13 protein-coding genes are annotated in these 12,501 nt (G+C 63.1%); 12 read left to right on the forward strand and 1 reads right to left on the reverse strand.

The features are described from left to right. Nucleotide 1: 1 nt before the first annotated feature. The 10 genes from KHC28_RS00430 (at nucleotide 2) to KHC28_RS00475 (ending at nucleotide 10,175) form a co-directional block, all read left to right on the forward strand. Nucleotides 2-214: an ATP-binding protein gene (locus tag KHC28_RS00430; protein WP_214006372.1), complete on the forward strand. Its 213-nt coding sequence runs from the start codon at nucleotides 2-4 to the stop codon at nucleotides 212-214. Nucleotides 215-345: 131 nt separating this feature from the next. Continuing rightward, the gene (locus KHC28_RS00435) at nucleotides 346-921 is read left to right on the forward strand and encodes a hypothetical protein (RefSeq protein ID WP_214006373.1); all 576 of its coding nucleotides are present in this window, start codon (nucleotides 346-348) and stop codon (nucleotides 919-921) included. 7 nt (nucleotides 922-928) lie between these two features. Continuing rightward, the gene (locus tag KHC28_RS00440; protein ID WP_214006374.1) at nucleotides 929-1,165 is read left to right on the forward strand and encodes a hypothetical protein; all 237 of its coding nucleotides are present in this window, start codon (nucleotides 929-931) and stop codon (nucleotides 1,163-1,165) included. A gap of 2 nt (nucleotides 1,166-1,167) precedes the next feature. Continuing rightward, a complete protein-coding gene (locus KHC28_RS00445; protein WP_214006375.1) occupies nucleotides 1,168-1,575 on the forward strand; it encodes a DUF6950 family protein in 408 nt (135 codons plus the stop codon). Beyond that, nucleotides 1,576-3,666: a phage tail protein gene (locus KHC28_RS00450; RefSeq protein ID WP_214006376.1), complete on the forward strand. Its 2,091-nt coding sequence runs from the start codon at nucleotides 1,576-1,578 to the stop codon at nucleotides 3,664-3,666. Continuing rightward, nucleotides 3,663-4,331 carry a hypothetical protein gene (locus tag KHC28_RS00455; protein WP_214006377.1) on the forward strand — a complete coding sequence of 223 codons (669 nt, stop codon included), beginning with the start codon at nucleotides 3,663-3,665 and terminating at the stop codon, nucleotides 4,329-4,331. Before KHC28_RS00450 ends, KHC28_RS00455 begins: the two co-directional genes overlap by 4 nt. 28 nt (nucleotides 4,332-4,359) lie before the next feature. Further along, on the forward strand, nucleotides 4,360-7,239 hold the full coding sequence (locus KHC28_RS00460; RefSeq protein ID WP_214006378.1) for a hypothetical protein: 2,880 nt from the start codon (nucleotides 4,360-4,362) through the stop codon (nucleotides 7,237-7,239). Then, entirely contained in the window at nucleotides 7,239-7,583 is a 345-nt protein-coding gene (locus KHC28_RS00465; protein WP_214006379.1) for a hypothetical protein, read from the forward strand. Before KHC28_RS00460 ends, KHC28_RS00465 begins: the two co-directional genes overlap by 1 nt. Further along, nucleotides 7,576-9,858: a hypothetical protein gene (locus tag KHC28_RS00470; protein WP_214006380.1), complete on the forward strand. Its 2,283-nt coding sequence runs from the start codon at nucleotides 7,576-7,578 to the stop codon at nucleotides 9,856-9,858. The genes KHC28_RS00465 and KHC28_RS00470 overlap by 8 nt, the downstream gene beginning before the upstream one ends. 68 nt (nucleotides 9,859-9,926) lie before the next feature. After that, a complete protein-coding gene (locus KHC28_RS00475) occupies nucleotides 9,927-10,175 on the forward strand; it encodes a hypothetical protein (RefSeq protein WP_214006381.1) in 249 nt (82 codons plus the stop codon). Between the two features lie 29 nt (nucleotides 10,176-10,204). On the opposite strand, the gene KHC28_RS00480 is transcribed toward KHC28_RS00475, so the two are convergent. Further along, on the reverse strand, nucleotides 10,205-10,381 hold the full coding sequence (locus KHC28_RS00480; protein WP_214006382.1) for a hypothetical protein: 177 nt from the start codon (nucleotides 10,379-10,381) through the stop codon (nucleotides 10,205-10,207). 1,040 nt (nucleotides 10,382-11,421) lie between these two features. Between KHC28_RS00480 and KHC28_RS00485 the strand changes: the two genes are divergently transcribed. Together KHC28_RS00485 and KHC28_RS00490 are read left to right on the forward strand one after the other, a co-directional pair. Then, nucleotides 11,422-12,132, forward strand: coding sequence for a glycoside hydrolase family protein (locus KHC28_RS00485; RefSeq protein ID WP_214006383.1), 711 nt, complete (start codon nucleotides 11,422-11,424; stop codon nucleotides 12,130-12,132). A gap of 8 nt (nucleotides 12,133-12,140) precedes the next feature. After that, a complete protein-coding gene (locus tag KHC28_RS00490) occupies nucleotides 12,141-12,455 on the forward strand; it encodes a ubiquitination-like system serine protease family protein (RefSeq protein ID WP_214006384.1) in 315 nt (104 codons plus the stop codon). Nucleotides 12,456-12,501: the final 46 nt, after the last annotated feature.

Raw genomic sequence — 12,501 nt, forward strand, 5'->3', positions numbered from 1 at the left:
AGTGAACCAAGTCGACGGCTTTACGATGCAGTACCCGACTGAGGCCAATGCGCGGGCCACACTACAAGTGACGCTAGTTCTGTCGCCGGAATTCCTAGCTCTTTCTCAAGAGCTGCAAGGGAACGGTCCTGCCATTCCTGCGGACTTGTCGGACGAGTGGATAGCTGAAGCCTTTGCTCGCTCTGATCTTGGCCTCGATAGACGTAAACGGTGATCTCCGCTCTGTCTTCGGTCTTGAACGAGCCGAATTTCCAGACGCGGATCTGTGTCACGGTGCTCATGTCGTTCCCCCAATACAACCTCAGGGTTGCATGTGGGTCTGCGTGAGTCCAGCCCGGTGCAGCCATGTATCTTCCCGACGAAATCCTCGCGCAGATGGCCGCGCCGACGGCCCGTCATGCCTTTCTCGCCGAGTTCGGCTTTGCCGACGGCGTCCGGCGGGTGTGGGAAGGCACGCATCGGGTGATCACGCCGGACGGTCATGGCTGGGACGGCTTGTCGGTGCTCGGCTCGATTTCCGGGCTGGCGCAGACCCAGAATGGCGCGGCCCCGCCCCTCGAATTCACCCTGTCGGGCGTCGATGCCGGGTTCGCCGCCAAGGTGAAGGGGGACCGGGCTAACTGGTATCTCCGCCCGGCCATTGTCTACTGGCTGTTCTTCGACGAGCGCTGGCAGCCGATCGGCAACCCGCGCGCCTGCCGGTTCGGGCTGATCCAGAACATGACCGCCACCCGCACGTGGGATGGCGAGCAGAAGCAGCACATCTACACGGTCGGCCTGCGGGCGGAGGGGCTGTTCATCGGTCAGGGGCGGGCGCGCAACGCCTATTACACCGATGCCGACCAGAAGCGTCGCTCGGCGGGCGACCGGTTCTTCGACCGTGTCGCCGGCATTGAAGGCAAGGTGATCCAATGGCCGTGAGGTAATTATGGCAGCGATCCACGAACACGGACTGATCTGGAAAGACACCGAGCCGGGGTGCTGGACGACCATCATCGACGTATTGGGGCACCCTATGGTCGCATATGCAATTGAAGTCGATGAAGGGTCACTCCATAGCGCGCTCTCCGTCGATCTTCGTCGCGAGCTTCGCGACCTTTGCTCTGCGCCTGGCGCCACGATCATCCCGCTTGGTGGCCGCCCGCACGTGCTGGTGATCCTATAACGATGCGCGCCTCGCTCCCCGCCTTCCTGCGACGCATGGCGGCCGAGCCGTTCGTCTGGGGGCGCTTCGACTGCTCGCTGGCGCTCGCCGACTGGTGGTTGGTCAACCATGGCGTCGATCCGGCCCCGGACCTCCGTGGCGCCTATTTAACGGCGGAGGGGAGCGATCGCATCGTCGCCGGACAGGGAGGCCTATTACGGATTGTGAGCCGGCTTGCGCGCCGGGTCGGCGCGTCGCGTACGCAGGCGCCGCAGCCGGGTGATTTCGGGGTGATCCGTGTCGTGGACGGGCATGGCGAGAGCCGGCACTACGGCGCGATCCAGACGCCCTCAGGCAAATGGGCGGTGAAGAACGAGGTCGGCGTCATCGTCGTGTCCAACCCGCACATCGTAGCCGCCTGGAAGATCTAGATGTTCGCCATCGTGTTGCTGTCCATGCTGCTGGCGCCGTCGCCGGCGGCAGCGGCGCCGCTTGCCGGTTGGCTGGTCACCGCCGCCTTCGGTAGTGCCTTCGCCGGTTCGGCGATTGGCGGCGTGATCACCGGTGCGCTCTCGCTCGGCATCAGTATCGGCGCGTCCTATCTGGTCAGCTCGCTGTTCGGCCAGAAGCAGGCCCCGACACAGCAGGAGATCAAGACGACGCTGCGCCGCTCGATCGGCGCGCGCCAGCACTATTACGGTAGGTGGTTGATCGGTGGCCATATGGCGGCGGCCGAGACGAACAACGGCTCGCTTCACCAGATCATCGCGCTCGGCGCTCACAAATTCCACGCGCTGGTGAGCTGGCGGCTCGACAGTCGTGACGTCACGCTCGATGGCAGCGGATGGGTCACGTCGGATCCGTACCCGGCCTCAACCGTGAAGCTGGAGTGGCGGCTCGGGGAGGCCAGTCAGGCGGCCTATGCCGAGATGGTGGCTACCTTTCCCGGCATCTGGACGGCGGATCATCGCGGTGACGGCGTCGCGCATTGCTACCTGCTGACCAATGGCGTCGATAACGAGGAATTCCACGACGTTTACCCCAATGTGATCGCCCAGCCGGCCGGGGTGTTCGAAACCGCCGAGATCTATGATCCGCGTAGTGGCACGACCGGCTACCGCGAGAACTACGCGCTGTATGCGCGGGATTATTTCACCAAGGCCGATGGCCTCCAGATCGATGCGGCCTATGTCGACGACGCCGACTTCTCGACCGCGGCCGATGATAGCGATGGGCTGGTCACGATCAAAGGCGGCGGGGTCATCAACCGCTACCACGGCGCCTTCAACCACAGCGCCGAGGAAGAACCCCGCGATGTGATCTCTCGCCTGATCACCCATTGTGACGGGCGCCCGGTCCTGAAATCGAACGGCAAGATCGGCTTCTCGGTCGGCGTTTGGCGCGAACCGACCGTCGTCCTGACCGATGCCCACATCATCAACTACGAATTCTCGGACAGCGGCGGCCCGCTGCGCGATTCCAACGAGATCCGCCTGAAATACACCGTGCCCACCGGCGCCTGGCCGACCGTCGAGGCGGACCCGTGGCGGATCGAGGATGAGATCAGCGAATACGGTGTGGTCCGCACCAAGTCGATCGAGGCCTATGGCGTCCAGCACCACAATCTGGCGCGCCGGCTGATGAAGATCGCCGCGCACCGCGGCGCGCCGCGCTGGCGGGGCACGGTGAGTGCGGATTTGGTTGGATTGCGGGCATGGGATGAACGCTGGATCCGCCTCCAACTAGCCGACCTCGACATCGATGAGACCTTCGAGATCGAGGACATCGCCTTCAACCTCGACGACCGGACCTTGCAGATCACGATCGCCAGCTTCTCCGGCGCCGCCTATGAGTTCGATCCCGAGGCGGAGGAGGGAACCGCCCCGTCCGTGCCGGACGACACGCCGGAGCCGACACTGACCGCGCCGGCGGGGTTCGCCGCGGTGGGTGGTGTTGTTGATCTGGGCGGCGGCATCATGCAGCCGACGATCTACGCGACATGGACCTATCCGTCACCGCGCAAGGGCGTCTATCTCCAACTGCAATATGCGCTGACCGGCACGACGAATTGGCAGGCGGGACCGACCGTGCCGGTCACCGCGACCTCGGCGCAGATCACCGGGGTTGCGGATGGCGGCGTCTACGACGTGCGCGCCCGCTGGGCCGGCGTCGCCAGCAGTCCCTGGGCCACCGTGACCGGGATCGTCGTCACCGCCTATGCCGATCCGCCGCCCACCCCGACCGCGTTCAGCGGAGCGGTGGATGAGGAAACCGGCGAGGTAACGCTGAAGTGGCGCACGCCGAACAGCAACCTGTTCCGCTCGTCGCGGGTCTATCGCGGCACTCTGACCTCCTTCGAGAGTGCCACGGATATTTCGGGTGCGCTCTACGGCGCGCCGAACACCAACGAAACCTATGACGACAGCACGACCTCCGGCACCAAGCGCTACTGGGTGGTGGCCGAGAACGGTTCGGGCAAGGCGTCGGATCCGGCCGGGCCGGTATTGGTGACCATCCCATGAGCACGATGAACTGGCCGGCGGTGCTGGTGCCGAAGGGCGTCGGGCCGGAACTGCGCGGCTCGTCGAAATCCGGCGGTCGCACCGGCACCGGCCGTCAGCAGCAGGTGTTCAGCCAGGCGGGCTATTGGGAGTTCGCTTACAGCATCCAGATCTGCAACCGGGCGCAGGTGCTCGCCTGGCGGGCACTCAAGGCCAATCTGCGTTCGGGCGGCGACGTGCTGCTCAAGGTCTATGACCTGCACACCGCCGATGGCGCGCTGAACGAAGGTGAGGCGAGCACGCTGGCAGCCGATGCCGACGAATGGTCGACCACGTTGTCGATCCGCACCACGGCCCGCCTCGAGCCCGGCGTGCAGCTCAGCCTCGGCGACCGCCTGTACCAGGTGCAGAACATCGTCTCGGAAACCGGTGTGCCGTCCCTCGTCGACATCCTGCTGTCGGACGGCCTCGCCTGGGATGACCGCGCGCTCTGGAATGAGGGGGCGCCGGTGGTCATCACGATCGTGGACATCCTGCCGCCGATGCGTGGCGCCGCCGCCGCCGGCACCGATGTCGAGCTCGAACACCTCGTCTGCCGCTGCGTCCTCGCCACCATCAGCGACGGCGACGCGGAACTCGACCTCGGCCGCTTCGCCGACATCCGCGTGACCTTCTCGGAATCCTGACCTCGGGATCCTGCCTCAGGGAACATCCATGGGTATTGCTCACATCGCGCCCGGACCGGGCGGCGACGATGGCGTCTCTTTGCGCGCCAAACTCGATGCCGTGGTCGACGCCGCCAATCTTGTGCCGTCCAAGGCCGACGCGTCGGCGCTCACGGCGGAATCACTGGAGCGCTCGCGTCGCATCGCGGAAGAGGCGGCGGCGCGGGTGTCCGGGCTGACGGCGGAGGCGGCGGCGCGCACGCTTGCCTTACAGCAGGAGGCGACGGCGCGCTCGCAAGCGCTCGCCGGTGAGGCCACATCGCGCCAGGCGGCGCTGCTCGCCCTGCCATTGCCGGTCCCGATCAAGCACCGGCCGGGCGACGCACCGCTTGATTTCGGCCGCTCGCTGGCGGGCGGCGAGGGAGCGCTCGTCGAGCCCCTGCCGGCGGACATGCTGCGCGATGATGAAAATGGCCGCGTGGTGCGGCTGACCGGCGACGATGTCATCGCACCGCGTCATCTCTACCCGCTGGAACCTGGCCGGCGCTATCTCGCGACCTTCGCCTTCCAGCGTCGCGTGAACTCGCCGGATCCCGATGGTGACGCTGTGCGCTGCGCGGTCGCGTGGTTCGGTCAGGGTAAGGGCCGGCTCTCTCTGCCGCCACAGACCATCGTGCAGGATATGCTGGCGCTGACCACCGGCGCCGGCCGCCAGGTGGTGCGTGCCGTCATCTCGCGCGCCGCGGCGGTCAATGTCGACATTGTCGCGCCGCTCGGCGCCCGCTACTGCCGGCCGTACATCCAAACCTACGGTACGCTGGCGGCCTCTGACGTCGAGGTCATCTCCTGGGCCGACATCACTGATGTCACCTCCTATGCCCCTGATGTGTCGGCCCTCGAGGATCGGATCGCCGCGCAGGAGGGGCTCGATCTTGGCGCACGTCTGACCGCCATTGAGGCCGCAACGAGTGCGCCGAACACCTATCGCTTCGCCTCATTGGGCGGGCTGGTCGCGGGCTCTGTGCCGATCAGCGCCGACGAGATTGAAGTGCTCGGCTACAGCGCGGCCGGCGATCGCGGTCATCATCGCCGCCGGCGCGTCTCGGTGGCCAATGCCGCCACCATCGCCGACGCCGAAGGTGTGCTGTGGGAGATTGCCGAGCGTGTGGTGCGCCCGGAGATGGTCGGCGGCACGCCGCAGGCCGCACTCTATGCCGCGGCTGCCATCGGAGCGGAGGTCGATCTCGCCCCCTTCGCCAGCTATCCCATCGCCCAGCTGGTGATCCCGTCCAACATCGTACTGCGCACCAATCGCGCGGTGCTGGCGACGGACGGCACAACGACCGGCAGCCAGATCGCTATCGATGTTGGGGACGGTGTGCGCTTCGACGGCTTGCTCGTCACGACGCCGGGCACGGAGACCGCCGAAAACATCATGCGCCTCGGCACCGGCGTCGAAGGCGGCCAGATCCGCATCTTCTCCGATGCCCAGCGCGCGCGGGGCGGGATTACCACCACTGGTGACGGGGTGAAGATCGACCTGGTCCGGACCCGCAAGATCGACCGTCCGTTGCATTTGCTCAATACCTCGATCGTCGCTCAGACGACCGGCTCGCGGATCGGGTTTCTGGATGTCGAGGATTATGTCCGCGCCTTCCGGGCCGACTTCTGCTCCTTCGCGGTCGGCGGCATCCTGGCGCGGGGGCGCTCGCCGAACGCGTCGAAGACGCCCGGTCACAATGGCGTCCTCATTCAGGGGTGCGCCGACTGGAGCATCGGGGACAGCGTTTTTGAGGATAGCGGCGAGCACGCCTTTCGTATTGGCGGCTCGCCCCATCTTGGCGCCCAAACCAAGAATTTCGTCGTCGGCGACATCACGGCCCGTCGCTGCGGCGGCTGCGCCTTCAAGATCAATCCGGGGCTGCTGGTTGGTGTCGGCGTGACCGAAGTCGCCGAAAACGGGCTGGTCGGCAATGTCTTCGCTGTCGACTGCGGCAATGGCATCTCTGAGGGAAACACCGAGCTTCTGCGCATCACGCATGCCCGCAAGGTGCATATCGCATCGGCCATTGCCACCGTCGATACCTACGCGATCTCCGCTCAAAATGCGTTGCGTATCAACGACTCCCGCGAGGTCTGGATTGGCAGGCTCGGGGGTACGGCGATCAGCGCCGGATTGGTTTCCATCAACGGAACCTCTGACGTCGATGGCATTACCAGTTTCGGTGGCGATGTCCGCGATCTACACATTGCCAATCTGTTCGGCGCGACGTTCGGCGCGAGCGCAATTGGGATTGAGACGACGTTCGCGGTTGGCGACGTCTACATCCATTGCGAGGGTGTGACGGGGTTCACCACAAATCTCGCCCGATGGATCTCTGGCACGGTTGCCGGTCCGTTCAAGATCACCGGCACGGTCGGCGGATCGGTGTCGCCGACCTTTCAGGATGCTCCGGTCAGCGAGGCCGTCACCCTCGATATCGAGTGGAACAACACCCGTACCATTGGCCGGGCTGCCGGCGCCCGTGTCGGCACGGCGGCAATGGAGGTGTTGGCGCCAGCCTTTAGCGCCGCCAGCCAGGCCGCCACTGGCCTGTTCATCAACGGTGCGGCCGGGACGGCGGGGGAAGGCAACGCCGGCGCCGGCGTCGAATTCTCCCGGCTTGGCAGTTCGCGCCGTGGTGCGGCGATCGTCCCCATACAGGGCTCGGCCGACGAGAAAGAGGTCGGGCTCGGCTTCTTCGTCGGCGACACCAACACGACTGCGAACGAGGTGCTGCTGCTCGCGCTGCGCCTTCTCCATACCGGACGAATGCTGCTGCGCAGCGACCTGCCGACCTACGCCAACAATGCCGCGGCGGTCGGTGCGGGCCTGATGGCCGGCGCAGTCTATTCGACTAGCACCGGCGAACTGCGGGTGGTCGTGTGATGGCAGCTCAATATGACTTCATAGTCGACCGTGGCGCCACGCTGCCTGACGTCACGTTTCGGGTTCGCGTCGACGGCAGCGGTAGCGCCTGGCGGTTTCTGGTCGAGGGAACGGGCGGCGAAATCGATGTCTATGCGAGCGGGACCGCGCAGCTTCTCGCGGTCGTGCAGCCGCTCTTCGAGCACGTGACCGAGGTCACATGGAAGCCAGGCGTCATCGCGGACTTCGCCACGCCGCTCAACTACGAGCTCGAACAGACCGAGCCCGACGGCACCCGGGTGATCTGGGTACGTGGAAAAATCAGCACGACCGGATTAGGGCTGGGAGTAGAGGCCGATGGGTGAGATCGTCGTCGAAGTGCTTCGGGCCGGTCCTCAGGGGCCGGAGGCCTTGCGGTCCGAAGGGGTCTGGTCGCCTGGTCACTATAGCGCTCGCGCACTGGTCCAGCATACGGGGGCCTATTGGCTGGCGCAGCGGGCAACTGAGGAAGAGCCGTCGACCGAAGCGGTCGATTGGTCGGCCTTCATCAATTATTCGGCCGACATGGATGCAGCGATTGGCAGCTATGGCGCCAATCGTACCTTCACCGCACCGACTCTAGCCGCCGCCCAGGCGGCCGTGCTCCCGACGTCGGTAGCCTCCATCGTCGTGCAAACACGGGACGGCACGACGGGCGGTTTCCGGACGCGGCGTGTCCCCGACGAGGGGGCGATACTCGCTGGCCAGTTTGTGACGGGCGGCACTTATCTCCGTCAGCGTCACGAGAACGCTGAAGACACCATCACCCCCGCGATGTTTAGCGACGTCTCGGAGATGTTCGCGTTCACCAAGGCAAAAATCGCTGTCCCGAAGGGTAACTACGAGTTCAACTCGCCGATTGCCACCAGAGATGGGCTAACGCTGTCGTGCGAGGGCGCGGCCGTCTTCCGGCCGACGTGGGCTCCGGTTGGGAGCGCGCGCGCCACCCCCATGTTCTCGTTTGGGGCAGGTGCCAATGTTGACCGTCTAGATGTCAGGCTGGTCGCTGGCATCAATACGATACGTACTCTAGTCAGGTTTAATGGCTCATACCAGGTTGGATTACTGAATTTAGATTCAGTGGACCTGAATAATAACCGACAACCTGGCGTCGGAGACTTGATATCTGGCGCGGTAATTTTTTCTGGCGAGTACGGTCGAGCTGGTAATGTATTTATAAACAACTTCGATCGCGGCTGGGCATCGATTGATTCCACAGACCTCGTAATAAGTCATATTCGGAATATCGGAACTATCATGGGTGGCTACGTAAGTGGCACCCGTCACATGCATATTCTATCCGGTCGCACGACGGGCCTTGCCAATCCAGCCATCGCCAATGCGTTCAATCGCGGGATTATGTCTCGCGGAGCCAACTCGATACTGTTTGAGGGGTGCACCGATAGTTCCGTTTCCAATTGGTATACGTACGATATTCTCGAGCACGCCATTCGCGTTGCGAACGCAGCCGATGGGACGATCATTCCAAATGAGCGACTGACCTTCAATAATCTACGCATGTACCGGCCATATGGCTGCGGGTTCAAGCTCGACGATTCCGACCTATTCCTGATCAAGGACATCATCATTAACGGGCTATATACGGAGGACGTCGGTCGGGGGAATTGGTACGGTACTGAAGGTTTTCAGAATTGGGCATCTTCATCGTCGACTTCACCGGGCAGTCACCCCGATAACAACAATGACGGCAACAAAGTAGCCTGCGCCATTCGTAACTCAGAGAGGGTTCGCGTTACCGGGTTCATGAATCGTAAGCTTCTCTACGATCATTCCGGCTACATGGGCTTCTGGGTGGAGCGCTCGTCGAACGTGTCGGCTTCGCAAATCGACACCGAGTATTCCCGTTTTGCCGGTGTGTGCATCCAGTCCGGAGGAAGCCAGGCGTGCGAGAAGATTGCTCTCGACAACGTCATCACGCGCTACAACCTTGGCGCTGGCCTGCGTTGGAATGCGGGGCCGTCGTCCGGTTCGGCTTGGCGTGCGGTGCATACCCGAGGACTGGTTTCGCAGAACAATACGGGCGCGGGTTATGAAGTGATTGCCAGCGCCGATGGCTCTTCGCCGTTCCAGACGATTACCTGTAGCATCGAAGGGCGCGTTTCGGACAACGCGGGCGGCAACCGATCGGTACCAGACACCGTCAATGTGTCGTCGCGCTTCCGGGAGGATGTCCGGGAAAACGGGATCGGCACCGTCACATTCAGCTTCGCCACCCCCGGCGATGTGTCAGTGTCCTATGCTTCGCAGAGCATAATTTGGCAGCGCGATGGGAACTACGTGAACGTCGAAATAGCCCTTCGAGCTACGCTGACGTTCACAACTGCGAGCGGCGCGTTGCAAATCCTAGGCCTGCCGTACCCCGCGCTTTCTGCGGTCAACAAAATTGATCTGGTCGCATCGAACTCAGCGTTTTCGTCGTGGAACAGCCGCGTCGAAATCGTGCCCTCGGTTCAGGAGGGGACCACACGTATTGAGCTGCGTGGTTATTCATCGAACGTAGACAGCTCGCCCATCACCGCGTCAAACGTTGTGAGTGGCTCCGAGCTGCTCCTCCGGCTGAGCGGCACGTACCGGATCTGATCAGGGGGATCAGGCCTTGTCCCGCTCTGCCCCGACGATATATCCACGGGGGCAGAGCGGAGGCCTTGATGGCGAAGAAAACCTTCTACGTGGTCCAACCATTCGAGGCCGGCAAGCGCGGGGCCATCAAGGTCGGCGCCCAAATGGAAGCTCGCAGCGCACATGATGCCGAGCGGATCGCTCGGCGTTTGAGCTTGGTCAAGCTGGGGGTGATAGCCTTTTCGGTCGACGTGGATCCTGAAAGCGGCGATGCCGATTCGCCGATCCTTATCGCGTCCTTCGGACAGGTGCCGGATGGCGCCCTCGATCCGGCGTAACCGAGCAGGGTCGCGGGGGCTGCCCAGCGTCAAAGCTGATCGTTCGTGCGCCTTACGAAATCCGGCATCGGCAGCCCTTCTTTTTCGAGCATTTCGAAATAATTTCCATCATTCGGCACCGCATTGCCGGTCCAGAAGATGTTCTCGGTTAACACCCTGCAGGGGTTGCCGGCTGCCGCGCAATTGTTCGGGACCTTGCCCGCCAAGACACTGAACGCGCCTATGACAGACCCACCCCCGACGCGAGCGCCAGTTAATAGTTTGGCGCCCTGACCAAGCCAAACCCGCTCTTGTATTTCGACGGTCGATTTTGGGCGCCGAGCCCCAGTGATCGAGCTATATAGCCCATGGGACTTTGACGAGTAGATCAATATGTCTCGTGAAGCCATGCACCCATTCGCGATATCGACTGAAGCGCCTTGGGTGCAGAATATCGTTACACCACGGACAGTATACGGATTTGAGACCGACACAGAGCCGCCGCCGACACATGCGACGTCTAGGCGTGCGACGCCCTTGAGTCCATTTAGTATAATTGTATTGTTTCCGCCACTTAGATAAATTGTAGTCTTTTTTATAGATTTTTCATTAATAGGACCAGAAACAACAATTCGATTACCAGAATTATCGTAATAGTCGAGTCCGGATGTGTTTCCGTGCGCTTTAATTAGATCTAAAAGATTGCACGCCGTTAGCGAAACGTCCTCAAAGCCATCAAGCTCCCGGCGCCTGAAGAGGTTTCGGTTTCTTGGGTAAGCAATTACATTGCTGCGCGTCTCTGATGGCGCAGCGGACCCATGTTCATTTCGTTCTGTCACGACAAACTGCCCCTTTGTCGAATGAATTACACGTCTAAGTTCAATGAATTTCGTTGTAATTTAAATCAAGATCGATTCTGCCGTGGAGTTGCCACGGCTAAGTGTTTGTGGACGAGCATGGTTCCTCTGGGGTTCTTCGCGCGCCCTGTTATATATGACGTAGAGACATAATATGCGCTAATGGGCGGGCCGCAATCAGCATTTGCGTCATGCCCTGCTGCCGGGGGGGCAGTTGTATTTGCCCAAGAGGGCCCGGTCCTAGACCAGCACCCAACGCGATCCTGGGGGCGGACTACGGAGCAACCCTGAAAACGGCCGGGCACGAGCCAGACTTGCCGGGGCTCGTGAATGCCAGCGGTCCTCCGGCAAACTAGGTACCCGACCGCACCGCCCTTCAAGGCGGCGTTTTTTATTTCTGGAGCACGAACATGAACACACGTGAGCTGCAGACGCAGCTGACGGCGCTCGGCTATGCGCCGGGGGCCATCGACGGGCAGTGGGGTAAGATGACGGAGGCCGCAGTTGTTGCCTTCCAGCGTGCGGCCGGCCTCTATCCCGACGGCATCGCTGGCCCCAAAACCGAGAAGGCACTCGCTGCCGCACTGGTAGCCCTGAATGCCGCCGCACCGTCGCCAGCGCCGGCGCGCCAGAGCATGAGCGCCATAGGGCTGGCGGCGCTGATCGCTCGTGAAGGACGCAAACTCACGGCATACAAGGACAGCGTCGGTGTCTGGACCATCGGCATCGGCCACACTTCCGGCGCCGGCGCGCCGGTCCCCTATGCCGGCCTGACGATCACCGCGGCAGAAGCCGACGCCATCTTTGTCCGCGACATCGTCAAGTACGAGGACGCGGTGCGCGGCGCCATCAAGGTGCCGCTCGCTGATCACCAGTTCGATGCGCTGGGGTCGCTTTGCTACAACATCGGGCCCACCGGCTTCGCGGGAGCCACCTTCGTCAAGCGGATCAACGCCGGCGACACGCCCGCCCGCATCCGCGCCGCCTTCCTGATGTGGCGCAAGCCCGCCGAGATCCTGTCCCGCCGCACCGCCGAGGCGGACCAGTTCGCCACGCCCTACGGCACCTCGCTGCCCAAGGCCCGATCGACCGACGCTCGGCCGATCAGCCTCGCCGCCTGAGGTTCACCATGGCGCAGATCTCCCGTGTTCTCCGCTCGGTCGAGGGCGGCGGCTTGATGTTCTGGTGTCCCGGCTGCGACGGCGCGCACATGGTTCGGGTCGGCGACGGTCCCGGCCCGCGCTGGGGCTACAACGGCAATGCCGAGCAGCCGACTTTCACGCCGTCGGTTCTTGTGACCTACAACGGCCCCGATGCCGGCCGGGACGGCGCCCCGCCAGCGGTCTGCCATTCCTTGGTGGGCGACGGCCGCATCCAGTTTCTCGGCGACTGCACGCACGCGCTCGCCGGGCAAACCGTGCCGCTGCCGGCGTGGGACGAGTGAGCATCCCTGGCTGAGCGCCTTCGTAATCCGCGCCCGAAAATTTCAG

The sequence above is a fragment of the Ancylobacter sonchi genome, from assembly GCF_018390695.1.
Taxonomy (GTDB): Bacteria; Pseudomonadota; Alphaproteobacteria; order Rhizobiales; family Xanthobacteraceae; genus Ancylobacter; species Ancylobacter sonchi.

Excerpts from the sequence above, each read along its gene's own strand:
- KHC28_RS00440 (WP_214006374.1), top strand. The coding sequence starts at position 929 with ATGGCAGCGATCCACGAACACGGACTGATCTGGAAAGACACCGAGCCG.
- KHC28_RS00450 (WP_214006376.1), top strand. The coding sequence starts at position 1,576 with ATGTTCGCCATCGTGTTGCTGTCCATGCTGCTGGCGCCGTCGCCGGCG.
- KHC28_RS00460 (WP_214006378.1), top strand. The coding sequence starts at position 4,360 with ATGGGTATTGCTCACATCGCGCCCGGACCGGGCGGCGACGATGGCGTC.
- KHC28_RS00475 (WP_214006381.1), top strand. The coding sequence starts at position 9,927 with ATGGCGAAGAAAACCTTCTACGTGGTCCAACCATTCGAGGCCGGCAAG.
- KHC28_RS00470 (WP_214006380.1), top strand. The coding sequence starts at position 7,576 with ATGGGTGAGATCGTCGTCGAAGTGCTTCGGGCCGGTCCTCAGGGGCCG.
- KHC28_RS00490 (WP_214006384.1), top strand. The coding sequence starts at position 12,141 with ATGGCGCAGATCTCCCGTGTTCTCCGCTCGGTCGAGGGCGGCGGCTTG.
- KHC28_RS00445 (WP_214006375.1), top strand. The coding sequence starts at position 1,168 with ATGCGCGCCTCGCTCCCCGCCTTCCTGCGACGCATGGCGGCCGAGCCG.
- KHC28_RS00485 (WP_214006383.1), top strand. The coding sequence starts at position 11,422 with ATGAACACACGTGAGCTGCAGACGCAGCTGACGGCGCTCGGCTATGCG.
- KHC28_RS00455 (WP_214006377.1), top strand. The coding sequence starts at position 3,663 with ATGAGCACGATGAACTGGCCGGCGGTGCTGGTGCCGAAGGGCGTCGGG.
- KHC28_RS00435 (WP_214006373.1), top strand. The coding sequence starts at position 346 with ATGTATCTTCCCGACGAAATCCTCGCGCAGATGGCCGCGCCGACGGCC.
- KHC28_RS00465 (WP_214006379.1), top strand. The coding sequence starts at position 7,239 with ATGGCAGCTCAATATGACTTCATAGTCGACCGTGGCGCCACGCTGCCT.